At 59.8% G+C, this 23,315-nt stretch carries 19 protein-coding genes; 8 read left to right on the forward strand and 11 right to left on the reverse strand.

The features are described 5' to 3' along the window. Positions 1–191: 191 nt before the first annotated feature. Complete coding sequence (locus tag ACK83U_RS10080) at positions 192–2,036, forward strand: ABC transporter ATP-binding protein (RefSeq protein ID WP_112604855.1); 1,845 nt, start codon at positions 192–194, stop codon at positions 2,034–2,036. 69 nt (positions 2,037–2,105) lie between these two features. Here ACK83U_RS10080 and leuA read toward each other — a convergent pair whose 3' ends face one another. Both leuA and ACK83U_RS10090 read right to left on the reverse strand, forming a co-directional pair. Beyond that, positions 2,106–3,812 (reverse strand): 2-isopropylmalate synthase, encoded by a 1,707-nt coding sequence (gene leuA, locus ACK83U_RS10085; protein ID WP_112604852.1) that lies wholly within the window; start codon positions 3,810–3,812, stop codon positions 2,106–2,108. 328 nt (positions 3,813–4,140) lie between these two features. Further along, positions 4,141–5,325 (reverse strand): benzoate/H(+) symporter BenE family transporter, encoded by a 1,185-nt coding sequence (locus ACK83U_RS10090; protein ID WP_112604849.1) that lies wholly within the window; start codon positions 5,323–5,325, stop codon positions 4,141–4,143. A gap of 190 nt (positions 5,326–5,515) precedes the next feature. Between ACK83U_RS10090 and ACK83U_RS10095 the strand changes: the two genes are divergently transcribed. From ACK83U_RS10095 to ACK83U_RS10105, 3 genes are read left to right on the forward strand one after another with little or no spacing between them, the layout of a single operon-like run. Then, positions 5,516–6,301: a DeoR/GlpR family DNA-binding transcription regulator gene (locus ACK83U_RS10095; protein WP_112605622.1), complete on the forward strand. Its 786-nt coding sequence runs from the start codon at positions 5,516–5,518 to the stop codon at positions 6,299–6,301. A 22-nt stretch (positions 6,302–6,323) separates the two neighbouring features. Further along, entirely contained in the window at positions 6,324–7,514 is a 1,191-nt protein-coding gene (locus tag ACK83U_RS10100) for an MFS transporter (protein WP_112605617.1), read from the forward strand. After that, positions 7,480–7,863 carry a VOC family protein gene (locus ACK83U_RS10105; protein ID WP_112604846.1) on the forward strand — a complete coding sequence of 128 codons (384 nt, stop codon included), beginning with the start codon at positions 7,480–7,482 and terminating at the stop codon, positions 7,861–7,863. Before ACK83U_RS10100 ends, ACK83U_RS10105 begins: the two co-directional genes overlap by 35 nt. 197 nt (positions 7,864–8,060) lie before the next feature. On the opposite strand, the gene ACK83U_RS10110 is transcribed toward ACK83U_RS10105, so the two are convergent. Beyond that, positions 8,061–8,648 (reverse strand): ATP-dependent Clp protease proteolytic subunit, encoded by a 588-nt coding sequence (locus ACK83U_RS10110; RefSeq protein WP_112340662.1) that lies wholly within the window; start codon positions 8,646–8,648, stop codon positions 8,061–8,063. Positions 8,649–8,879: 231 nt separating this feature from the next. Between ACK83U_RS10110 and ACK83U_RS10115 the strand changes: the two genes are divergently transcribed. Continuing rightward, entirely contained in the window at positions 8,880–9,692 is an 813-nt protein-coding gene (locus tag ACK83U_RS10115; protein ID WP_112604843.1) for a DUF2076 domain-containing protein, read from the forward strand. 59 nt (positions 9,693–9,751) lie between these two features. On the opposite strand, the gene queF is transcribed toward ACK83U_RS10115, so the two are convergent. Continuing rightward, positions 9,752–10,216 (reverse strand): preQ(1) synthase, encoded by a 465-nt coding sequence (gene queF / locus ACK83U_RS10120; RefSeq protein WP_112604840.1) that lies wholly within the window; start codon positions 10,214–10,216, stop codon positions 9,752–9,754. A 1-nt stretch (position 10,217) separates the two neighbouring features. Beyond that, on the reverse strand, positions 10,218–11,132 hold the full coding sequence (gene emfA / locus ACK83U_RS10125; protein ID WP_112604837.1) for a CDF family cation efflux transporter EmfA: 915 nt from the start codon (positions 11,130–11,132) through the stop codon (positions 10,218–10,220). Between the two features lie 405 nt (positions 11,133–11,537). On the opposite strand from emfA, the gene bluB reads away from it, so the two are divergent. Continuing rightward, positions 11,538–12,278, forward strand: a complete 741-nt coding sequence (bluB, locus tag ACK83U_RS10130) for a 5,6-dimethylbenzimidazole synthase (protein ID WP_246698840.1) — start codon at positions 11,538–11,540, stop codon at positions 12,276–12,278. A gap of 86 nt (positions 12,279–12,364) precedes the next feature. Here the strand turns inward: bluB and ACK83U_RS10135 are convergent, their stop codons facing one another. From ACK83U_RS10135 to ACK83U_RS10145, 3 genes are all read right to left on the reverse strand, one after another. Beyond that, entirely contained in the window at positions 12,365–13,150 is a 786-nt protein-coding gene (locus tag ACK83U_RS10135; protein WP_112604834.1) for a TIGR02117 family protein, read from the reverse strand. A gap of 53 nt (positions 13,151–13,203) precedes the next feature. Further along, a complete protein-coding gene (locus ACK83U_RS10140; RefSeq protein ID WP_112604831.1) occupies positions 13,204–15,393 on the reverse strand; it encodes an anthranilate synthase in 2,190 nt (729 codons plus the stop codon). Positions 15,394–15,658: 265 nt separating this feature from the next. Next, complete coding sequence (locus ACK83U_RS10145; protein ID WP_112604828.1) at positions 15,659–16,024, reverse strand: antibiotic biosynthesis monooxygenase; 366 nt, start codon at positions 16,022–16,024, stop codon at positions 15,659–15,661. A 123-nt stretch (positions 16,025–16,147) separates the two neighbouring features. On the opposite strand from ACK83U_RS10145, the gene ACK83U_RS10150 reads away from it, so the two are divergent. After that, positions 16,148–17,047 carry a LysR family transcriptional regulator gene (locus tag ACK83U_RS10150; protein WP_112604825.1) on the forward strand — a complete coding sequence of 300 codons (900 nt, stop codon included), beginning with the start codon at positions 16,148–16,150 and terminating at the stop codon, positions 17,045–17,047. A 12-nt stretch (positions 17,048–17,059) separates the two neighbouring features. On the opposite strand, the gene ACK83U_RS10155 is transcribed toward ACK83U_RS10150, so the two are convergent. Continuing rightward, on the reverse strand, positions 17,060–18,583 hold the full coding sequence (locus tag ACK83U_RS10155) for an ABC-F family ATP-binding cassette domain-containing protein (protein WP_112604822.1): 1,524 nt from the start codon (positions 18,581–18,583) through the stop codon (positions 17,060–17,062). Between the two features lie 421 nt (positions 18,584–19,004). Then, entirely contained in the window at positions 19,005–21,260 is a 2,256-nt protein-coding gene (locus ACK83U_RS10160; protein ID WP_112604819.1) for a TonB-dependent hemoglobin/transferrin/lactoferrin family receptor, read from the reverse strand. A gap of 523 nt (positions 21,261–21,783) precedes the next feature. Here ACK83U_RS10160 and ACK83U_RS10165 point away from each other — a divergent pair. Continuing rightward, complete coding sequence (locus ACK83U_RS10165) at positions 21,784–22,380, forward strand: extensin family protein (RefSeq protein ID WP_412474586.1); 597 nt, start codon at positions 21,784–21,786, stop codon at positions 22,378–22,380. A gap of 49 nt (positions 22,381–22,429) precedes the next feature. Here the strand turns inward: ACK83U_RS10165 and ACK83U_RS10170 are convergent, their stop codons facing one another. Then, entirely contained in the window at positions 22,430–23,269 is an 840-nt protein-coding gene (locus tag ACK83U_RS10170) for a methyltransferase domain-containing protein (protein ID WP_112411588.1), read from the reverse strand. Between the last annotated feature and the right edge of the window lie 46 nt (positions 23,270–23,315).

A 23,315-nucleotide genomic window follows, 5' to 3' on the forward strand; every position in this document is an offset into this window, starting at 1 on the left:
TCGAACGATCCCCGATACAATTGCTGCTGACAGCGGCACCGATACAAGCTATGTAGGTTGCAGCGACCAATGAGGAGAGCACTCTGATGAAAAATCACGGCACAGGAAACCACCGCTGAAAAGCAGTGCCGTGAAGGGCTGCTTTATCGGCCCGACCATCAGATTGATATCTTCGCCCTTGGAGGGCACTCATGTTTCGTCGCTTCGAAGAGCTTGTCGATCCATTTCAGGATCATGACGAGCGGCAGCCATCACTCAAGGCCTGGCGCTATCTCCTAATTAACCTTCGTCCGTTTCGCACAGTCATGGCGATGAGCCTCAGCCTGACTGTCATCGGCGCCGTCATCGAGATCTGGCTCATCGGCTATTCCAGCAGGCTGGTGGATAATCTGGCCGTCGCCCGGCGGGAAGACTTTTGGGTATCCGAAGGGTTGGGCTTGCTCGCCGCAGCCGCCCTCGTCCTGATCGGAAGGCCGCTTACCGGCTATCTCCGCGAAAGCCTGGATGACATAGCATTTCGGCCCAATGCCGAAACCTTGTTCCGTTGGCGGGCTCATCGTCATCTTCTTCGGCAATCAGTCGGCTGGTTTCGCCAGGATTTTTCCGGGCGTATCGCGAGCCAGGTGCGAGATATCGGCACCGCCGCAACGGGCGCCGCCTATGCTGTGCTGCACACGCTGTCTTTCGTCACGATCTATGTGGCCGGCTCGCTCTGGCTGATGGCCTCGATCGACTCGCGCCTGATCTGGCCCCTCGCCGTCTGGCTTTTCTGCTATCTCGCACTGATGGCCTATGTCATCCCTCACCTGCAGAAGGCCTCCGCGCAATATCAGGGAGCCTATGCCGAGCTGACGGGAATGCTGGTGGACAGCTATGCCAATATCGACCTCATCAAGCTTTTTGCCGATGCCAAGGCGGAAGACAAGGAAGCCCGTCGTCGTTTCGCTCATACCCGCGAGACATTCGTTCGGGTGCAGAAGCTTGAGGTGCTTGTCAATTCGAGCATGCTGTTCCTCGGCAGTTTCCTCATCGTCGCGCTTGTCGGCTATGCGGTCGTCCTCTGGCAATCCGGTGGCGCGCCGCTAGGGCTGATCGCGGCATCACTCGCCTTGAGCTTCCGCATAACCGGCATGGCCGAATGGATGCTGGATGCCGTTTCCTCGCTCTTTGCCCATCTCGGCGCCATGCGGCAGTCATTGATGACCGTCTCGCAGCCGCTTGCGATTACCGATGCGCCGGACGCCGAGCCGCTTGCCATCGCCAAGGGCGAGATCGTCTTCCGGCAAATCACGCATCACTACGGCAAGGGAGATGGCGGGCTCGACGGCGTTTCGCTTCGAGTTGCGGCAGGCCAGAAAGTCGGTCTTGTCGGCCGCTCCGGCACCGGGAAATCGACGCTGGTCAATCTGCTGCTTCGTTTCTTCGATCCGGAGGGTGGCATAATCGAAATCGATGGACGGGATATTCGGCAGGTAACGCAGGATAGCCTGCGCCGGCAGATTGCCGTGGTCGGCCAGGAGGCATCGCTCCTTCACCGCTCCATCCGCGATAACATCGCCCATGGCAATCCGCACTTTTCGGAAAATACGATTCTGGCTGCCGCCGAGAAGGCTGCCGCCAGCGATTTCATAGCAAAGCTGCGGGATCAGGAGGGGCGTACGGGCTTCGACGCTCACGCCGGCGAACGCGGCGTCCAGCTCTCGGGCGGTCAGAAGCAGCGCGTTGCAATTGCGCGCGCTATCCTGAAGGATGCCCCGATCCTGGTGCTCGACGAGGCAACCTCCGCCCTCGATTCGGAAGTCGAAGCCGAAATTCAGGATACGCTTTACGGCATCATGGAAGACAAGACCGTGATCGCCATCGCGCATCGCCTGTCGACCATCGCGCGGATGGACCGCATTGTCGTGCTCGACCAAGGCCGTATCGTCGAGGACGGCACGCATTTAGAGCTGATCGCCCGGAACGGCATCTACGCGACGCTGTGGTCGCATCAATCCGGCGGCTTCATCGAAGGTGACGAGCCAGCGGCCGGCTGATGTGCAATAAAAGTGCCCCCTCAAAAACCGAGGGGGCTTTCAAACCAGAACTGGAAGCAAGCCAAAGCCTTAGGCCGCCTTGACTGCAAGCACCCGGTTCGCCGCCGATACGATCGCCTCGAGAGACGCCGCGACGATATTGGTGTTGATGCCGGCGCCGAAAAGCTTGCCGCCCGGATAGGAGACCTCGACGTAGGAGATCGCCGCAGCGTTGGAGCCGTGCTGGAGCGAATGCTCGGAATAATCCTCGACCGACATCGGAATGCCGAGATAAATCGAGAGCGCATTGATGAAGCCGTCGATAGGGCCATTTCCCCTGCCCTCGATGCGCTTTACCTCGCCATTGTCGGTGATCTCGGCCGCGACGATGCGCTGTCCCTTATGCTCGGGATCGGCGAAAGTGTGGTGATCGACGAAGCGGATCCGCGCGTCCGGCTGCGTCACATAGCGCTCGATGAAATGCTCATAGATGCGCTTGGACGGCAGTTCCTTGCCTTCCTCGTCGGTGATGCGCTGGATCTCCTCGCGATATTCCACCTGGAGATTGCGCGGCAGGTTCAAGCCGTAGTCCTGCTGCATGATATAAGCAATGCCGCCCTTGCCGGATTGCGAGTTGATGCGAATGATCGCCTCATAAGTGCGGCCGACATCCTGCGGGTCGATTGGCAGATAGGGCACTTCCCACACCGGATCGTTGGCGACCTTGGCAGCCTTCATGCCCTTGTTGATCGCATCCTGATGCGAACCGGAGAAGGCGGTATAGACCAGCTCGCCGACGTAAGGGTGACGCTCGCCAATCGCCATCTGGTTGGAATATTCGAAGACTTCCTTCATACGCTCGATGTTGGAGCAATCCAGCTCCGGATCGACCCCTTGCGTGAACATGTTCAGCGCCATGGTGACGACGTCGACATTGCCGGTGCGCTCACCATTGCCGAACAAGGTGCCTTCGACGCGATCGGCGCCCGCCATCAGCGCCAGCTCGGCGGCGGCGATGCCGGTGCCGCGGTCATTGTGCGGATGCAGCGAGATGATCAGGTTTTCGCGGTTGTCGAGATTGCGGCACATCCACTCGATCTGGTCGGCATAGATGTTCGGCGTCGCCATTTCGACTGTCGACGGCAGATTGATGATCAGCTTGTTATCAGGCGTCGGCTTCACGACGTCGATGACGGCGTTGCAGATTTCCAGCGCCACATCCAGCTCGGTGCCGGTGAAGCTCTCCGGCGAATATTCGAAGCGGTAGCCGCCGCCGGCCTTGGCCGCCATGTCGGTGATCATCTTGGCCGCATCGACGGCGATCTGCTTGATGCCCTGCACATCCTTGGCAAACACAACGCGGCGCTGCAACTCGCTGGTGGAATTGTAGAAATGGACGATCGGCTTGTTGGCGCCTTCCAGAGCCTCGAAGGTGCGAGTGATCAATTCGGGACGGCACTGCACCAAAACCTGCAGCGATACGTCGGCAGGCACGTTGCCTTGCTCGATGCACCAGCGGGCAAAGTCGAAGTCGGTCTGCGAAGCCGAAGGGAAGCCGATCTCGATTTCCTTGAAGCCCATATCCAGCAGCAGCTGGAACATGCGCGCCTTGCGGTCATGGCCCATCGGGTCGACAAGCGCCTGATTGCCGTCGCGCAGGTCGACCGAGCACCAGATCGGCGCCTTGGTGATGACCTTGGACGGCCAGGTCCGGTCGGGAATGTTGATCTGGGGATAGGCGCGGTATTTCACCGCTGCTTCGGGCATGCCTTTGGGGGAATGGCTGTTCGCGTCCATGGTCTCGTCTCTTCCTTTCCCGTCATTTCGTCCCGCGTCTTAGCCGATCGGATGCGGCTTGGCGATGACAAATGCGGACCCTTTGCGGGTAAGCTGTCGATTTTAGGGTAAGTCGCGAGGAGCGATGGCCAGCGGGCTTTTCGGCCGCCGGGCGCTCCTCAAAGGACCCGGCAACCGCGCGTAAGGCCGAGGAGGAGAAGCGAGGTAAGGGCGCGCGTATTGTCACGCAGGGCAACGCGCCCACGTGCAATCTGTTCGGAAATCTTTGCGCCATTCAGCTTCATGGCCGCGCTTATAGCCGCCGGATCAAAAAGAAGCAACCCCTCGCCTACTTCTTCAGCATCTGCACGCCGCGCGACAGCGCCAGCATCAATCCGCCTGCGATCAGCCCCCAGAAGGCGCCGGAAATCCCGCCGAACGAAACGCCCGATGCCGTCACCAGAAAAGTGATGGCGGCGGCCTCGCGTGATTCCGGCTGCTGGAAGGCGTTCAAGGCGGAATTCGAAAGCGCACCGACCAGCGCCAGGCCCGCCACCGCCTCGATGAGAACAGGCGGCGCCAGTGCCACGAAAGCCGTGACGGCACTCGCCAGCAATCCGAGGATCACATAGCCGATCCCGGCGACGATCGCCGCCCAGTAGCGCCTCCCTGGATCGGCATGCGCATCTTGTCCGGCACACATCGCCGCGGTGATCGCCGCAAGATTGACCGCATGGCCGCCTAAGGGAGCAGCAAGCAGCGAGAACACGCCGGTCACGGCAAACAGCGGACCTGGCTTCGGATCGTAATCATGCACCTTCAACACCGCGATGCCGGGAATGTTCTGCGACGCCATCGTCACGATGAATAGCGGCAGCGCTATGGACACGATGCCGGCAAGCGTGAAGACCGGTTTCACGAATTCGGCCGTCGGCAGCAGCGAATGTTCGAGCGAGGCAAAGGCACCATCCGGTATCTTCACGCCGAAGGCCAGCACCAGCGCGAAAGCGGCAAGTGCCGCTGGCACCGCCCATAGTCGCTTGAAAGACCCAACGACGATCCAGGCAAGGACGATCGGCAGACCGAAGGCGGGATTAAAGGCAATCGCTTTGACGGGCGCAAAGCAGAGGCCGAGCAGAACACCGGCCAGCATGGCATTGGCGAGCGGCGCCGGGATTGATGCGACCGCCCGGCCGAAAGGCCGAAAAAGCCCGGCAATAACGATCAATATGCCGCAAACGAAAAATGCACCGACGGCTGCCGGGAAGCCGCCCTCGATCGCCCCTGCACTCGCCAGCAGCGCCGCGCCCGGCGTCGACCAGGCAATGCTGATCGGAAGCCTCGTCGCCATGCTGAGCACAATCGCGCAGAGGCCCATCGCAACGGAAAGCGCCGTCAGACCGGAGGCCGCCTGCGCATCCGTGGCGCCCACCACCTGCAGGCCGTGAAAGACCACGGCGAAGGAACTGGCAAAGCCGACGAAAGCCGTAAGGCATCCCATGAAGAGGCTTTGGATGGAAAAATCTTTGAGCATGGCGGCGGAGACTCAGAGGCGACGATCGATTGAAACCGCATGGAGCATCACAAGCATCGGGCGTGCAAGTGCAGTTCTGGACGAACTGACGGCGGGAAGGCCGATCGATCGCCGTCTATATCAAGCATGATTCAAATCGTGTACAAACATGCAAATTGACTCTCTCATTTATGCACGTTAATGCATGATTATGAGCAATCCACTCCCCTTGTCCCGCCGGGACGTTATCGAAGCGCGGCTCGCAGAGGGCCGGCAGATCGTTGCTGCATCTCTGGCTGTCGAATTCAACGTGTCCGAAGATGCCGTGCGCCGCGACCTGCGGGCGCTTGCCGCAGAGGGTAAATGCCGCCGCGTCTATGGTGGCGCGCTCCCCCTGCTGACACCATCGCAGCCCATGGCCGCCCGCGTAGGACAGGAATCAGGCCGCAAGAAAGCCTTGGCCAAAGCCGCCGTGGCGATGATCGAGGCAGGCGAATTCCTGTTTTTCGACAGCGGCAGCACCAATCTCGCAATAGTCGATCTTCTACCGAAGGATCTGAAAGCGACCATCGCGACGAATTCCATCGATGTCGCCAGCGCCATCATGAAGCGCGGCGATATCCCGCTTGTCCTGATCGGCGGCGCAGTCGATCCCGTCGTCGGCGGCAGCGTCGATGCGTCCGCCGTTGCGGCCATCGAAGCCATGAACATCGACCGTTGTTTTTTGGGCGTCTGCGCCGTTTCGGCAAGAAACGGCATCAGCGTGTACGAACATGCAGATGCGATCTTCAAGCGGACGCTACTGAAGAGAAGCGCTGCCCGCATCGCATTGATTACTTCGGAGAAATTTCACGAACGCGCACCGCACCGCATCGGTGGCGCCGACGATATCGACTGGCTCGTTGTCGAGGATGACTTGCCTGCCGCAGACGAAAAGGCGGCCTCAGACGCCGGCTTCTCGCTCGTCAAAGCAAGCGACGTCACGTCATCCTCCTGATTTCGAAAGACAAGAAATGACCATGCAATCCACGGATCGGCCGGAAACCCGGCTGGCAACACGACTTGCTTTTCTGGTCGGGGGCTTCGCCCTCGCCTGCTGGGCTCCCCTCGTCCCCTTCGCCAAAGCTCGCCTCGGGGTCGATGACGGCGTGCTTGGCATGCTGCTGCTTTGCCTCGGCCTGGGCTCGGTGGCGGCGATGCTGGCGACCGGTATGCTGAGCGCCCGATATGGCAGCAAGCCGATCATCATCGCGAGCGGCCTCGGTCTCGCGCTCATTTTGCCGACGCTGGCGGTGGCGAGCACGCCATTCACCCTCGGCATTGCGCTGGCAGCCTTCGGCGCCTGCCTCGGATCGCTCGACGTTGCTATGAACATCCACGCCGTCGAAGTGGAGAAAGGCGCGGGTCGGCCATTGATGTCCGGCTTCCATGCCCTGTTCAGCATTGGCGGCTTTATCGGCTCCCTGCTCGTCACGCTTTTGCTGTCGATCAAGGCCAGCCCCTTTGCCGCAACGCTTCTAAGCTCGGCCGTGATGGTGGTCGCCATGATCGTCGCGTGGCCGCGACTGTTGCGGACCGTCCCCGCGGAAGACGCCCCGCTTTTCGTTATGCCACGTGGCTTCGTCCTGCTGCTGGCGGCTCTTGCAGCCATCACCTTCCTTGTCGAAGGCGCCATCCTTGATTGGAGCGCGCTTCTCCTCACCACGCAAGGCCGGGTTGATGCAAGCCATGGCGGCCTCGGCTACATGCTGTTTGCCATTGCAATGACGGCGGGCCGTCTGAGTGGCGATGCCATCATCGCAAGGGTTGGAGACAGGGCGGTCATGCTATGGGGCGGCATCGTCGCGGTGGCAGGCTTTGTCATCCTCCTCCTCAGCCCGATCACAATCCTCGCCATGGGCGGTTTCCTGCTGATCGGTCTTGGCGCCTCCAACATCGTCCCGGTGCTCTTCCGCAAGGGCGGCGCGCAAAAGATCATGCCGCCGGGCCTTGCCGTCGCGGCCATCACCATGACGGGATATGCCGGCGTGCTGGTCGGCCCCACCGGCGTTGGCTTCGTCGCGGATCATCTTGGCCTGCCCGGCGCCTTCTGGATGCTCGCTCTGTTGCTCTGCATCGCTCCTCTCTGCGCCGGCATCGTTACCCGCAATCACGAACAGGAACAGGGAGAGACCAATGCGGATCGCTCATACCGCTCTATGGACGCATGATCTCGATGCCGCTGCGAATTTCTGGGAGACCTATTTCGGCGCGACCGTCGGTGAACCCTATCGAAGCCAGCGACGGCCTGGCTTCGTCACCCGCTTCATTTCTCTGCCGGAAAGCAACGCCCAGATCGAACTGATGACCGGCCCCTGGCTTCCCTGTGACCCGCAAAGTGAACGCATCGGCTGGGACCACATTGCCATATCGCTCGGCAGCAAAGCTGCCGTGGATGCGCTGGCTGAACGATGCAAGAGGGATAACTGCTTGAAATCAACGCCGCGCACCACTGGCGACGGCTTCTATGAGGCTGTCATCACCATGCCCGAGGGAACACCGGTGGAGATTACCATCTAGGAGGCGCACTCCGCTTGTAACTTAAGCTTTCGAGTTCGCCGCTCCTCGGAAACGTTGCAGTTCCCGAGTGGCGAAGGCTGGCGGCGGAGATTTCTGCCGCCAGCTTTGGGCTTTATCAAAACTGATTCATCGCAAAACGCCCCCGCCTGCCATCCGGCAAGAGAGGGCGCTCAATTCAATCGGGAAAACCCGTCAGATCAGATCTCTGCCTGCGAGGTCACGATGCGCGAGACCAGGCCGTAAGCCTTGGCTTCTTCAGCAGAAAGCCAGTAGTCGCGGTCCGTGTCCTTGGCGATCTTTTCGATCGGCTGGCCGGTGGCTTCCGAGAAAATCTTGTTCAGGCGCTCGTTCATCTTGATGATCTCGCGTGCCTGAATTTCGATATCCGAGGCCATGCCGCGCGTGCCACCCGACGGTTGGTGCAGCAGGAAGCGCGTGTTCGGAAGGCAAATGCGACGCTCCTTGGGAGCGGAGACATAGATCAGCGCTCCGGCGGAGGCGACCCAGCCCGTACCGATCATCCAGACCTTCGGCTTGATGAACTTGATCATGTCATGGATGGAATCGCCTGATTCGACGTGGCCGCCGGGCGAGTTCACATAGATGCGGATGTCATCGTCGCTGGCGGCGGAAAGCGCCACGAGCTGCGAGCAGACCTTCTGCGCCAGTTCCTGCGTGATGCCGCCATAGATGAAGATCGAACGCGACTTGAAAAGATTCGCCTCCGCGTCCTTGCCCAAGGGCTGCTCGGTCTTCTTGTCTTCCTGTTCGTCTTCGTCGTTCATTCAACTCTCCAGCATGATGCGTCGTTCACCGCACATAGTGCGACTCAATGCGTAAAACAATGCCGGAAAAAGACAAGGCGGGAATAGCGGCTGACAACATGGTGTTATGGTTGCGGATTACCGAAATGTAACTTGAATGGCTTTGAAAAGCCGAGATTTGATCCTACGTCAGGTGAGCGCGGTCGAGGACTGCGTTACGAATTTGCAGCACGGATAGCCAAGGAGGCCATCATGTCGCCGGAAGAACGTCAATTGCTTGCTTCTCTCTTCGATCGCGTGCGCGGTGCCGCCAGCACGCAGCGCGACGCCGATGCAGAGGCCTTCATCAACCAGTCGGTCCGCGACCAGCCCTATGCGCCCTATTTCCTGGCGCAGGCCGTCATCATGCAGGAACAGGGCATGAAGGCTGCAGCCGATCGCATCCAGCAGCTCGAAGCCCGCGTGCACGAGCTCGAGCAGCAGGGCGCCGACAACCATCCGCAAGGCCAGAGCGGCGGTTTCTTGGGCGGGATCGGCTCGCTCTTCGGCGGCGGCCAGCAGCAGCGCGCCGCCGCACCACAGGGTAGCAACCCGCAGCAGCAAGGTCGCCTCTATGACGATTATGCCCGCAATGCGCCTCAGCCCGGCCCTTGGACTGGCCAGCCGCAACCACAGCCGTCAGGCCCTTGGAGCCAGCAGGCATCAGCGCCTTCGGCCGGCGGCAGTTTTCTGCGCGGCGCGCTTGGCACAGCGGCTGGCGTGGCCGGCGGCGTAATGCTGGCGGAATCACTTTCCAGCCTCTTCAGCCCGCATCTGGGCGGAACTGGCGGCGGCCTCTTCGGCGGCAATGCCGGCAGCGGCCTTTTCGGTGGAACGGCGGCCAATGCAGCCGAACAGCCGGTGCAGGAAACGATCATCAACAACAACTATTTCGGCAATGACGATAATAGCGATCAGAATGATCAGAGCGCGGCCGATTACGCCCAGGATGCTGCCCAAGACGCTCAGGACGACGATTATGATGACTCGTCCTATGACAATGGCGACGACAACTCGTTTGCCTGAGCCGCAACCTCATCGCATCTAGCAGAAAAGCCGCCATCTCCGGATGGCGGCTTTTTCATTCAGCCTCGGCCGCGATAGGGCTGCACGCCCTGATCCGGCAGCCACACACCCTCTGGCGGCTTGCCGGTCTGCCAGAAGACGTCGATCGGAATGCCGCCGCGCGGATACCAGTAGGCACCGATGCGCAGCCACTTCGGCTGCAGCAGATCCACCAGGCGCTTGGCGATATAGATCGAGCAATCCTCGTGGAAAGCACCATGATTGCGGAAGGAATGCAGGAAAAGCTTCAGTGATTTCGATTCCACCAGCCATTCGTTCGGAATGTAGTCGATGACGATATGGGCGAAATCCGGCTGACCCGTCATCGGGCAGAGCGAGGTGAATTCGGGCGCGGTGAAGCGCACGACATAATCGGCGCCGGCATGGCCGGACGGCACCTTCTCCAGAACGGCCTCTTCCGGATTGCTGGCCGTTTCCGTCTGGTTGCCGAGCATCGACAGGCCGGACACATCGGTCTTTGGCATCTCAGGTCTCCTTGATCACTTTGACGCGGATACCATGGGCTTTCTCGCCCTCCGGCTCCACATGAATGGTTATTTCGGCGCCCGCATGGATCGCCCTTATGGCATCTTCAAGGCGGTCGCAGATTCGATGGGCCTCCCGCACAGGCATGGCGGCAGGCACGACCATATGAAAATCGACGAAGGTCACTGCCCCCGCCCTGCGTGTCTTGAGATCGTGCACGCCAAGCGAACCCTCGGCATTCCCCGCGATCGCATTCTTGATAGTCTCCTCCTCTTCCGGCAGGACGGCCTTGTCCATCAATCCGTCGATCGAAGTGGAGATGACCTTCCAGCCCTGGTAGAGAATGTTGATGGCAACGAGAATGGCAAGTACGGGGTCGAAGATCGGCTGGCCGGTGCCGAGCGCCAGCAATAGGCCGATGAGCACGCCGATCGAAGTATAGACATCCGACATGATATGCTGGCCGTCCGCCGTCAGTGCCGGTGAGCGGTGCGTCCTTCCGGCGCGGATCAGCGTCAGGGCCCACACGCCGTTGATGACGCCGGCGACGAAGTTGATGGCGAGCCCCAGCACCGGCGCCTGCATGGGCTGCGGATTGCCGAGATGCCCGACCGCCTCCTGCACGATCATCAGCGCCGCAACGACAATCATCACGCCTTCGGTAACGGCGGAAAGATATTCTGCCTTGTGATGACCGAAAGGATGATCGTGGTCGGCCGGCTTCTGCGCATAACGGATGACGAAAAAGGCGATAAAGGCGGCAACGACATTGACGAGCGATTCAAGTCCATCAGACAGAAGCGCAACAGAGCCCGTCAGCCACCAGGCCAGCATCTTCAGCCCCATGACGCCGAGCGACAGCGGAATGCCCCAAAGGGCGAGCCGCCTGATCGTATCGTTTCCTTGAGCGCTCATGCCTTTCTCCAGTATCCCGCGCCGTGCTTATGCGAATGAATTGCAAAAAAGGCGCCGTTGAAATGCAAAACCGCCCGCGCGGATTTTCGCGCAGGCGGCTTATTGACGGTCCATATGGGCCAGGACTTCGCGTTTGTCAAAGGCAGTCACCTTTTCACACGACAATTCGTTGCCGATGTGCGGATTGAAGGAAGCGTCATCCGGGCAATACATTCGTGGAACATGAGGAAGACGTTTCCCAAACCGCCGTTCCACGACAATTGGAAGCCGATAATGCGCTCGCCTGTGGAAAATCGTCCTGGTAGTTTGGCTTGCCATCCAGCACTAAGCTGTGCTTCAGCCTGGTGTGCAAGGGTCGGCGATACCGGCCGATACGCCGCCGACTAATGAAAATCATGGTTAAACATGCCCGCTCCTGAAAACACCGCCGATGATATCCCGTCCATCGCCGACGCTCCCGCGGGTGTGTCGGACCATCTGGTCACAGCCGGGGCATTTTCGGAGGGGGAACGCAGCGCCGTCTATCGCGCCATCGAGACGCGGCGCGACGTGCGTGACCAGTTCCGGCCCGATCCCCTGCCCGACGATCTTGTCCGGCGCCTGCTCGAGGCTGCCCATTCGGCACCATCCGTGGGCTTCATGCAGCCATGGAACTTCATCCTCATTCGTCAGCCAGAGACGCGCGAACGCGTGTGGCAGGCCTTCCATCAGGCCAATGAGGAGGCCTGCGCGATGTTTGAGGGCGATCGCCGCGCGCAGTATCAGCGGCTGAAGCTCGAAGGCATCCGCAAAGCGCCCCTCAGCATTTGCATCACCTGCGACACCAAGCGCGGCGGTCCCGTCGTGCTCGGCCGCACCCACAATCCGGATACCGATGTCTATTCGACGGTCTGCGCCGTCCAGAACCTCTGGCTTGCGGCAAGGGCCGAAGGCGTCGGCGTCGGTTGGGTCAGCATCTTCCACGAGGATGCCATCAAGGCGATCCTCGGCATACCCGAGCATGTGAAGATCGTTGCATGGCTCTGTGTCGGTTATGTCGACGAACTCTACGACATGCCGGAACTCGCCGTGAAGGGATGGCGTGACCGCCTGCCGCTCGACAAACTTGTCTTCGAGGAAGGCTGGCAGGACTGCGAGGATATGTGAGGGCCGGCGATTTCCGGCAACTCCAGGCATTGGTGATGAAACCGCAGAATGCTGACGTTCTTCTGCGCCCAGCAAGTCAAACCGCCTCAAGGCAGGGCATGGCGTGCTACAAAGCGTTTATCGTCATTATGCAGCCTCAGGGACATTCGCAGCATCCACGGCAATGACGTCCAAAAGCCGGAGGTCAATCCAGCCTGCCTCAGCGCGGCAGCCGTCCAAGTATTGCATCCCATCAGCGCGTTGAAATAACCCTGCGCTTCGAGGAACGCATCGTTTGGCCCGTAATTGCTGCCAGGCAGAGGTATCGGGCCACTGTCGGAGCGATCAAAGCTGGTAAGGATGAACTGCTTCAGGCGCTCCAGCCCTTCGGCATCGATGTCGACGACCGTCACAGCCGATGCATCCAGCGGTATATCGCCCCCCAGCTCCGCATGAATGACGGAACGGTCCAGCGCGAAACTCTTCAACACGGGACCAGCCTTCAAATCGGCCCATGTCCGCGTCTCCGTATAGAAGCTCCGGCCACCCCAGCCGAAGATGAGATAGCGCAGGTTGGGATTGTCGAGATTGAGCCCGGCAGTCCGCAGGAAGGCGAAACGTGTGAGGAGATCGTCATCGACGGGTATGGCGACATCCGTATGGATAGGGTTGCTGAGCATGAGGATTTGCTGGAATCCCTCAGCTTTCGCGGTCGGCGCATCGTGCCAGAGCGGCCGCGGCACCACGATGCCGAGGCAGCCGAGGAGCCCGACGGCAAGAACGACGTAGAGAACGCCCTTGAATATCCTTGAGATCACCGACTGAACGCCCCCGCCATCATTCAATTCTTCCAGCGGTTTGTTGGCTCTTTCAAGGCATAAAAATAGTCCCATGCACTTTTTCCGAGTGCATGGGACTAGCAAATTCTGCGCTCCAAACGCTGGCCTCAGGCGGCCTTCGTCTTCGCCCGCCGCGCCAGATGCGCCACGACATTCTCGATCATCCGCATGCCGGCATCGCCGCCAAGCGTCATGATCGATTCCGGGTGGAACTGCACGGCCGCGATCGGCTCCTTCACATGCTCGATGCCCATGATCGTGCCGTCTTCGCTCTCGGCCGTGATCATGAAGTCGCGCGGCAGGCTCGACGGATCGGCAAAGATCGAGTGATAACGACCAACGGTCACTTCGCGGCCAAGACCGGAGAAGACCAGACCGGGCTCCAGCACGCGGATGCGCGAGGGCTTCCCATGCATCGGGATCGCCAGATGGCGCAGCTCGCCGCCATAAGCTTCGGCTAGGGCCTGCAAGCCCAAGCAGACGCCGAAGATCGGCAGGTTGCGCGCCCTCGCCTTCTTGATCGTCGCCTTGCAATCGAAATCCTTCGGATTGCCGGGACCAGGCGATAGCACGACGAGATCCGGATCGAGCCGGTCGAAAACCTCTTCCGGCACCGGCGTACGCACGGTCGAAACCGTCGCGCCCGTCTGGCGGAAGTAGTTGGCAAGCGTGTGGACGAAGCTGTCTTCATGGTCGACAAGCAGGATTTTCACGCCCTTGCCGACGGAAGCAACGTCGCGTTGCTGTTTGCCGGAATTGCCGGCCTTGGCATCACGGATAGCGGAAAGCATAGCGGAGGCCTTCAATTCGGTTTCGGCTTCTTCTTCCTCGGGAATCGAGTCGTTGAGCAGCGTCGCGCCGGCCCGCACCTCGGCAATACCGTCCTTGATGCGAACAGTGCGCAGCGTCAGGCCGGTGTTCATGTCGCCGTTGAAGCCGACCATGCCGATCGCGCCGCCATACCATGCGCGCGGGCTCTTTTCATGACTCTCGATGAAGCGCATGGCCCAAAGCTTCGGCGCGCCGGTGACGGTGACGGCCCAGGCGTGGCTCAGGAAGCCATCGAAGGCGTCCATGTCGTCACGCAGGCGGCCCTCGATATGATCAACCGTGTGGATGAGGCGCGAATACATCTCGATCTGCCGGCGGCCGATGACCTTGACCGAACCTGGCTCGCAGACACGGCTCTTGTCGTTGCGGTCGACGTCGGAGCACATGGTCAGCTCGGATTCGTCCTTCTTGGAATTCAACAGCTTCAGGATCTGCTCGCTGTCGGCAATCGGATCGTCGCCGCGCTTGATCGTGCCCGAAATCGGGCAGGTCTCGATGCGGCGGCCGGATACGCGCACGAACATCTCAGGCGAAGCGCCGACGAGATATTCCTGATTGCCGAGATTGATGAAGAAGGAATAGGGCGACGGATTGATCGCCTTCAGGCGCTTGGAAATATCCGATGGCTTGCTCTCGCAGCGCTCCATGAACTTCTGACCGGGCACGACTTCGAAAAGATCGCCCTTGCGGAAGCTCTCCTTCGCCTTGACCACCAGCTCGGCATATTCGCCGGGGCGATGATCGCTCTTCGGCGGAATGGCATCAGTGTGCCGGAATGGCTCGGGCGCGATCTCGCCCGATTTACCCTCCGTCGATACGCCGCCCTTGGAGAAATCGTACCGGTCGATCCAGGCCTTGGCGGAATAGTTGTCCACCACCAGGATTTCGTCCGGCAGGTAAAGCACCATGTCGCGCTGGTCGTCCGGGCGCTTGAGCTTCAGATCGATCGCGTCGAACTGGAAGGCGAGATCATAGCCGAAGGCACCGTAGAAACCGATGCTGGCATCCGCCTGCGAGTAGAAGAGATCGGTCACGGCGCGCAGCACTGTGAAGACCGTCGGCATTTTCGAGCGCTCTTCCTCGGTAAAGACGCGATCCGGCGTCTTTACGGTCAGATCGAGCCGGCGGGGCGTCGAGGCGCCAAGCACCACTTCGGAAACTGTCTTCAGCTTCTCCGCGATGAAGCCGAGGATGACCTCGCCGCGCTCGTTATAGGCTTCGATCCAGACATCGCGCCCGTTGCAGGAAAGACCGAGCGGCGGGTCGACGATGGCGGTGTCCCAGCGTGTATAGCGGCCGGGATATTCGTAGTTCGATGAGAAGACCGCACCGCGGCGCTCGTCGAGCTTGTCGATATAGGACGACACGGCATCCGCATAGGGCGTCGGCCGGCGCTGCCGGGTGACGGTAATGCTGCCCTTCGTCTCGTAGATTTCCGCACCGTCATCCCGAAGGATCGTTACCATTGTTCCTCACTCCGTTATCGGGCCCGGATGACAGGCGGCCAATATAACAAAAAAGCCGCCTCGAAATCTCGGGCGGCTCACTCGTCGTCTTTGAATACGATTGGTCGAGGCCGCCTCAGCGAGCCCACCACCAAACTGCGATGTTGTTCAAGGACATGTTCATGGCAGGAATTGTTAGCGTGAGATGCCGCGATGCGCAAGCGGAAGATGGAAGGAAATTTCCGGTATGGGATAGCAGCTTCCGCCCGCGATCGATCAAGGTTCGCTAGACGCGACCACTTTCGGAATGGCGGAGCTTCGGCAAAACCAGATCGCCAACGGTGTAGGTATGGAATTCGCTCGTCGAAACCTCGTCGAGCCTGCGGAATTTCTCGACAAAGACCGGATCGTAAAAGAATTCGTCGACGTTGCCGGCGCCTTTGATGGCTTCGATATTCACAACCGTCAGACCGTCCGTGCTCTTGGCGAGATTACTCCAGAGGAATCCTTCTTTCCGCTCGGCGACATAGTGAACGACATCCTGGATCACCCGGAAGGCTTCTTCCTGCTTGCCGGGATGAACGTGGATGACATTGACGATGAAGGTGGTCGGCTGCGGCTGGGCGATGAAATGTGCGGAATTCGTATCCATTGCGGTTCCTTCTGGAAAAGCGGCGTCATTGCCGCGCCGACACTGGATATCGAGGTTGAGATAGCGGATAAATGATCCGGTATTCTCATAAGATCGGAATTATATTCCGTAATCGGAGTGGCGATGGACAGGCTTGGAACGCTCGGCATCTTTGTGCATACGGCAGAAGGCGGCAGCTTCGTCGCGGGCGCGCGGCGGCTTGGCCTCTCCAGCTCCGCAGTCGGCAAGGCAATCGCCCGCCTGGAGCAAGAGATGGGGGTCCGCCTCTTTCACCGCTCGACCCGCAGCATGACCCTGACCGAAGAAGGCAGCTTCTTTCTCAACACCTGCCGGCGCATTATCTCCGAGCTGGATACGGCTCAGGCAGAGCTTTCGAAATCGCATGCGGCTCCTCGCGGTCATCTTCGCATCAGCCTCCCCCTGGCCGGAATGCTGCTGATGCCGGCGATATCGGCTTTCATGCGCACCTATGCCGATATCACGCTGGATCTGGATTTTACCGACCGGCTGGTCGATGTGATCGAGGAGGGATTCGATGCGGTCATCCGGACCGGCGACATCAGGGACACGAGGCTGATGAGCCGCAAGCTCGGCACATTCCGCTTTCAAATCGTCGCCGCACCCGACTATCTGAAAGCGGAAGGAACCCCGCTTGCACCTGAAGACCTGCTGCAGCACAAATGCCTGCATCATCGCTATCACAGCACGGGCAAGCTGGAGCCGTGGCCTCTGGTGCGCAATGGGGAGGAGTTGCGGCTCACCTTGCCGACGACGACGATCGCCAGCACTATCGAACCGCTCATCCATCTTGCCGAAAACGGATTCGGCATCACATGCCTGCCGCCCTTTGCCGTCAGCGCACAAATCGCCGATGGCCGGCTCGTGCCACTGCTCGAAGACCATATCGCGAAGACAGGCATCTTCCGCATATTGTGGCCTACAAGCCGCTATCTCTCTCCGAAAATACGGATCTTCGTGGATTTCATGGCGGCCAATCTGTTTTCGGAGCAGCCGGCCGCCTGAAGGCTGGCCTTCCTATTCTTGCACTCTCGCCGCCTCGAAGAACTCTTCTGGCCCATCCACCTCGACCAGCCGTTTCCGGTCGATCAGCCAGAAGCGATTGCCGACCGACCGCACGAAGCTGCGGTCGTGCGAGACGAGAAGGCAGCTTGCCTCATTTGCCGTCAGCTCGCCCTCCAACGCCTCCTGGCCGTCGATATCCAGATGGTTTGTCGGCTCATCGAGCAGGTAGAAGTTGGGATTGGTCAGCCGCAGCGCCAGCATGGCAAGCCGCGCCTTCTGCCCGCCGGACAGACGTCCGATTTCTTTGCCCTGCATATCGATATTGATCCCGACCCCGACCAGCAGCGTGCGGGCACGTTGCTCGCCGAGCTCGAACAGGCGCGTGATCATGCCGAGCGGCGTGTCCTTTTGGCCGAGATTGGAGAGCCGCTGATCGCTATAGCCGAGTACGATGGATGGCGTCGGCTTGATTGCGCCGCCGGCAGACGAATCGGCAATGGCCTTCCGGATCATCTCCACGAGCCGCGTCTTGCCCGCGCCATTCTGCCCGAGCAGCACGATGCGGTCGCCCTGGCAAATCCACTGCTGACCGGTCTTGAACAGCAGCGTACCGTCAGGCGTCGTTACCGCAGCCTCCTCCAGCGTCAGCAGCACCTTGGCGTGAATGCCGCGATTGGCGAGCTTGATCGAGCCGGAAGAGCGCTCGCGATAGCCCGGCCTCGCGCTGTCCTCCAGTTTCTCGGCCCGCGCCTTCAGTTGCTTCGTTTTGACGGTCAAGAGATCACTGCCGGAGTTGACACCGAGATTGTGGAGCTTGGCCGCCTGCTTGCGCAGCTGCTGTGCCGTCTTCATCTCTTTCTGATAGCGGCGTTCATCCGAAGCATCGACCTCGTCCAGCGCCGCCCGCGCCCGGCTATATGGCAGCGCATAGGTTTGCGACTGGTCCTGGCGCAGGAACAGGGTTCGATTGCAGACAGCGTCGAGGAAGGCACGGTCGTGGCTGGCAATGATGACGGGCACGTCGCGCGGCAAGGCATTCAGCCAATCCTCCAGCAGCGCGATCTTGGCGAGATCGAGATGGTTGGTCGGCTCGTCGAGCAGCAACACATCGGGCTCGGTTACCCAGACGCGGGCAAGCATGGCAAGCCGCTGCCAGCCGCCGCTGAGCTGAGCCAACGTCCTCTCCCGCATCGCCTCTGGCACATCGAGCGAATCAAGGGTGACGTCGACACGCCAGCTCTCGCTCTCTACCTGCTCCTTGGGCAAAGCGCGCAGAACGGCGTCATAAAAGGAGACATCCATCAGATCCGCTGGCACATTCTGTTCGACGTAGCCGACGCGCAAGCCGCGCGCGCGGGTGATCTCGCCCGTGGTCGGCTCCTGCCTGCCCGTGATGCAGTTGAGCAGCGTGGTCTTCCCGCGTCCATTCGCGGCGACGATGCCGACGCGATCGCCGGCATCCACGGTGAAATTGAGATTGGAAAACAACGGCACACTCATGGTGACGCCCAGATTGCGGAGATTGATCAGAGTCATGGTCTTTTCCGGTCTCGATCGAGCATCTCAAGACATCGCCGACGGCTCCCTTTGCCGCGTTACGCCGATGTCGATGGCCACAAGCAGCCCAATGCTCGAAAACATGTCATGACGCGGCCACGCGGATGCGTGAACTCGCGTCGCCCAAAGGGCAGACCAGAAGGAATGAGTGAGAACAGCCTCTGATCAGCCCTGCAAACGCATCTGCAGGGCACGAGTCGGACCAAACTGGCGAATATGCCAGACTATCTTGGTCATATGGTCCTCCTCTCATTTCTCTCGACGGGTTTAAGACTGTGCCGCTCGAATAACATCAAGCGTTGCGATTTACAATTGCGCAATTTTCCCGATGCTACGCATGAGGGCAAAAAAGAGGGCGATGCCGAAGCACCGCCCGAGGTTGCTGCATTGATGTAACCGCTTAGAACCGTTGCGTCAGCGTCAGTTTGAAGGTTCGGCCGGGCTCGGAATAGTAGGAAGCAGGCTGGGTTAGCGTGCCGCTATAGGACGGCGCGTTGAGCGCGTCGTAATAGGTCTTGTTGAAGATGTTGTAGACGCCGCCGCGAATGCTGAGGCCCTTCACCTGCTCCGGTTCCCACCATGCTGTGAGGTCGAAGATACCGTAGGCGGGGGTCTGCAGCGTGTCGCCTGTCTTCTTCGCCTCGCGAGCCGCGGTGATGAAGGTCAGATCCGTTCCCCAGACTTCGGTCGCATAGCCGACGGAGAAGGCAGCCTTGGCCGGGGCGACGGAATTGATCCATTGTCCGGTATCGGAGTCCTTGCCGTTCACATAGGCGACCGAGCCCTTGATGTGGATGCCGTTGTCGAACTTCCTGTGCGCGTTGACCTCGACACCGAACATGCGGACGTTGGCGCGATTGAAGTATTCGGTAATCCCGAGCGGATAGGTGCCTGTGGGATCGCGATAATTCAGCGTGTCGATGAAGTTCTTGTACTTGTTATAGAACGCACCGATATGGCCGCCGAAATCGTCGTCACCAAGGTTGGTGCCGATTTCGATGCCGTTGCTGGTTTCCGGCTTCAGGTCGGAGTTGCCGTAGGTGACATAACCGCCGGGCACGCCGTAGTTGACGTAGAGTTCGCTGACACTGGGCGCACGGAAGGCCATCGCCCACTGCGCATAGAGCTCGACATTGTCCTGAGGCTGATAGGAGGCGCGCAGCTTCGGCGAGAAACGGCTGTCGGACTGGCCGGAGGGCAAGCCATTATAGTTGGCGCTGTCGCGATAGGCAGCCGTGTTCTTCGGCGAGTAATCGTACCAGTCGAAGCGAAGACCCGGCGTCAGATAGAAATTGCTGGAGCCCAATTCGATCTTGTCGTCGATGAAGACGCCGACGCGCTTGCCATCGACATCGGGCATATCGGACTGGTTGGTGTGCAGGAAGGCGCAGGAAGCACGCCAGCGAGGAAGTGCGCAGCTATCCTTGCCGGCCGAGTACTGGTGAACCTTGTCGAAGGCAACATCGAGACCAAAAGTGACTTGGTGATGCAGGCTGCCGGTATCGAAAGACTTCGATGCATTGCCGGCGAAGCCGATGCTGCGGTCTTCCATTTCATTACGGCGCCAATAGTCGCCGATGACGGATGTATAGCGATAGCCTTCAACACCGCCTTCACGCAGAAGATTCTGCCAGTAGAAGACGGCGTTGGCGGTATCGAGCAGCGAATCGGCACTCTCGGCTTCATATTTGTAATCGAGCGACACGCGATTGCGCTCGACATTGTCTGTCCCGTTATAGTTGCCGGGCCGGAAGTTTCCGGTCGGGCTCTGCAGGGTCATCAGATCAGTGGTTTTGTCCTTGTTGTAATGCTCGGCCGTGATGCCGAAGGTGCCGATGTCGGTATATTGACGGATCTTGAACAGGCCGCTTCTCTGATTGTAGTCAGCCGGATTAGCCTCGGTGCGCTTGGTCGAATAGCCGCCGACATCGCCGTTGTTCTCCAGCTCATGACCATGCGTGTAGCCGCCCTGGAAGAGAACAGCAGTATTGTCGATGCGCTTGGCAACCGCGGCTGAACCGCCGATGCTGCGGTCGTCGCCATTATAGCCGAACTTGAAAACACCGCCCCAGGTAGAACCGGGCGCAATCAGATCTTCCGGCTCCAGCGTACGCAGCACGAAGGCACCGCCGAGAGCGCCCGAACCGGCACGACTGGAATCGGCGCCGCGCACGATATCGACGCTCGAAAGCGCGTTGAAATCAAAGCTGTTGACGCCGCCATTACCACCATTATTGGCGCCATTGGCGCTGCCGCGCGAAGCATCGAGAAGGAAAGGAATTTGAATGCCGTCGACCGTCGTCAGCACACGGTCATCACCGAGGCCGCGAATATTGACACCGCCGGTAGCGCGGTTGAAGCCGACGCCGACCTCGGTGCTGCGGCCGAGATCCTCGATACGTGTGATTTGCTTGTCGTCGATGTCCTGGGCCGTCGTCTCACTTGTGGTCGGAGAGTCGGCAAGCACATCCTTGTTTGCCTTGCCCTTCCCAGTCACCACAATCGGTTTCAGATTGGTGACGCGGTCACCCTTGGCGGCCTCGCCCGTCGCCTCCTCGTTCTGAGCTGCGGTCTGCGCAAGAGATGTCGTCGCCAGCCCGAGAGCGAGAAACGCGGTGCATGCCAAAAGAACCGAGCGGGATCGCCGGACAACCATAACCATTCCTTTCGAATTGCTTCACCGGGCTGGCTGGTTGCTGCGTCGAATGCAGACAAGGGGCTGGCTAGGTTATCTTGTTAACGGGCGGAAATATCCCGCCTTCTTTCTGCCGCATAAAAAACATGAGTATTATTGTCAATATATTCGGCGTGCATAATCATGAATAAGATTGTCACCTTTTAAGACAAGAGATGAACGTTGCTGAATTGCAACGAAATCACAGCCTCGCGCGTTCTATCGGCATCATCATTAGAATTGGCTGAATTACTTGATGCTGTTTAGAACTATCTCATTAATCTCCGCCGCCGTCCTTCTCATGGCCACGTCTCTCCCTCAGACCGGCCCGATACCCGAGCAAAAACCGGGTCAGGAACAAGTTCAGCCGGATGGCAACGCGCCAATCCCTACAGAAAAACCCGCAACATCACCAAACGACCCCGTCATTCCGGCGGACAAACCGACGGCTCAACCCGAGGAAAAGCCGGCTTCACAGCCGGAGGAGCAAACAAGCGGCCAACAGATGCAAGGCCCTCCCCGTCCGCCCTTGACCATCGCTTCCGAACCGGATGACGAACACCAGGCCTGCCTGAAGGCGCTGACCGCCATCGGAGCAACCTTCAAAGAGCTCGCCCGCATCGACGATGGCAATGGCTGCGGCATCGACAAGCCGATCGCGCTTAGCTCCCCGCTGCCGGGCATAGAATTCAAGCCCGAAGGGCAAATGCGGTGCGAAGCCGCTCTCGCCTTGGCTCAATGGATGAAGGAAAGTGTCATTCCGTCAGCCTCGGCATTGGACAATGGCAAGATCGTCACGATTAACCAAGCATCGACCTATGTCTGCCGGCTGCGCAACAATGCTTCCACCGGCAAGATCTCCGAGCATGCCCGTGGCAACGCCATAGATGTCGCGAGCTTCACCTTCGAAAACGGCAAGACCATTGCGATCGAGCCGCGGCGTGAAGATCCGACGCTCACAGGCGCATTCCAGCGCGCAGCCAGCGCCTCGGCCTGCCTTTATTTCACGACCGTTCTGGACCCGGAGAGCGATGCCGCGCACGAAAGCCATTTCCATCTCGACGTCATCGAGAGGAATGGCGGCTTTCGCTATTGCCACTAGAAATGCGTCGCGGAATCGACGGGGCGTTGATCTTTAAATTCCGTCATATTCAGAGACCTGCATTCGAGAACCACAGGTCTCTATAGATCGCAACCGCCGTTTCATCCGGCGCTCGATCCTGGGTGAGCCAAACCGACTGGATGGAGCGAGCCTCGCCTCCACTTGGCGTTTTCGTGGTTTGCATGGGATCGGAAGCTCCGATGCAGGGAATGAAATAGGCCGGCATCAAGGCGCGGGCGCTGAACCCCTGCTCTGCGCGTATGATCAGGACGGCAAGCCCGACCTTATCATTCGCCTGCCAGGGCACGATGATCCGGCCGCCGAGGCGCAGCGCCTGCAACCACGATATCGGCGGCGCCACCACCCCCGCACTCACGTAGATCAGATCCGCTTGCGGAAGCTCCAGCTCGGTCGCATCGGCGCAGATGACGGAGGCGTTCTCGAACGAGGCAAGATTATCGCGGGTGCGGCTGGCCAATGCCTCATCGATCTCGACGGCGTGAACATGGCCGCCCGGTGCCACCAGCGTCGACAGAATGGCCGTGTAATATCCAGTTCCCGTGCCGATCTGGATGACCGTCTCACCGGGCTGCGGCGCGACGGCACCCAAGAAGGCAGCATGGAGAAACGGCTCGCCATTGTTGATGCCCTTGGATTTGTCCAGGGAGACCAAAACATTCTGATAGAGAAAGGCAGGATCACTGCTCGGCGTTTCGAGATGGCGTCCCTTGACCACGATCCGCCAAGGCCCTGGCCCCATGAAGGCCTCACGGCGAACGAGGCGAAAGGCCTGCTCCAGTCTTTCATCCGAAGAATTGCTGGCAGCTGCCATCATCTTCGCATGGAAGTCCCGTATCTCATCCAAACTTGCGCGGCTATCAGCAGTCACGATCCGTCTCCGTCTTGACGATGCTTGGACCGTGCCGATTTCTTTC

Source organism: Rhizobium sp. WW22, from assembly GCF_047041135.1.
In the GTDB taxonomy this organism is placed as follows: Bacteria; Pseudomonadota; Alphaproteobacteria; order Rhizobiales; family Rhizobiaceae; genus Rhizobium.

Excerpts from the sequence above, each read along its gene's own strand:
- ACK83U_RS10155 (WP_112604822.1), bottom strand. The coding sequence starts at position 18,583 with ATGACTCTGATCAATCTCCGCAATCTGGGCGTCACCATGAGTGTGCCG.
- ACK83U_RS10080 (WP_112604855.1), top strand. The coding sequence starts at position 192 with ATGTTTCGTCGCTTCGAAGAGCTTGTCGATCCATTTCAGGATCATGAC.
- ACK83U_RS10105 (WP_112604846.1), top strand. The coding sequence starts at position 7,480 with ATGCGGATCGCTCATACCGCTCTATGGACGCATGATCTCGATGCCGCT.
- ACK83U_RS10150 (WP_112604825.1), top strand. The coding sequence starts at position 16,148 with ATGGACAGGCTTGGAACGCTCGGCATCTTTGTGCATACGGCAGAAGGC.
- ACK83U_RS10090 (WP_112604849.1), bottom strand. The coding sequence starts at position 5,325 with ATGCTCAAAGATTTTTCCATCCAAAGCCTCTTCATGGGATGCCTTACG.
- ACK83U_RS10145 (WP_112604828.1), bottom strand. The coding sequence starts at position 16,024 with ATGGATACGAATTCCGCACATTTCATCGCCCAGCCGCAGCCGACCACC.
- queF (WP_112604840.1), bottom strand. The coding sequence starts at position 10,216 with ATGCCAAAGACCGATGTGTCCGGCCTGTCGATGCTCGGCAACCAGACG.
- emfA (WP_112604837.1), bottom strand. The coding sequence starts at position 11,132 with ATGAGCGCTCAAGGAAACGATACGATCAGGCGGCTCGCCCTTTGGGGC.
- ACK83U_RS10100 (WP_112605617.1), top strand. The coding sequence starts at position 6,324 with ATGCAATCCACGGATCGGCCGGAAACCCGGCTGGCAACACGACTTGCT.
- ACK83U_RS10135 (WP_112604834.1), bottom strand. The coding sequence starts at position 13,150 with ATGGGACTATTTTTATGCCTTGAAAGAGCCAACAAACCGCTGGAAGAA.
- ACK83U_RS10140 (WP_112604831.1), bottom strand. The coding sequence starts at position 15,393 with ATGGTAACGATCCTTCGGGATGACGGTGCGGAAATCTACGAGACGAAG.
- ACK83U_RS10115 (WP_112604843.1), top strand. The coding sequence starts at position 8,880 with ATGTCGCCGGAAGAACGTCAATTGCTTGCTTCTCTCTTCGATCGCGTG.
- leuA (WP_112604852.1), bottom strand. The coding sequence starts at position 3,812 with ATGGACGCGAACAGCCATTCCCCCAAAGGCATGCCCGAAGCAGCGGTG.
- bluB (WP_246698840.1), top strand. The coding sequence starts at position 11,538 with ATGCCCGCTCCTGAAAACACCGCCGATGATATCCCGTCCATCGCCGAC.
- ACK83U_RS10110 (WP_112340662.1), bottom strand. The coding sequence starts at position 8,648 with ATGAACGACGAAGACGAACAGGAAGACAAGAAGACCGAGCAGCCCTTG.
- ACK83U_RS10160 (WP_112604819.1), bottom strand. The coding sequence starts at position 21,260 with ATGGTTGTCCGGCGATCCCGCTCGGTTCTTTTGGCATGCACCGCGTTT.
- ACK83U_RS10165 (WP_412474586.1), top strand. The coding sequence starts at position 21,784 with ATGCAAGGCCCTCCCCGTCCGCCCTTGACCATCGCTTCCGAACCGGAT.
- ACK83U_RS10095 (WP_112605622.1), top strand. The coding sequence starts at position 5,516 with ATGAGCAATCCACTCCCCTTGTCCCGCCGGGACGTTATCGAAGCGCGG.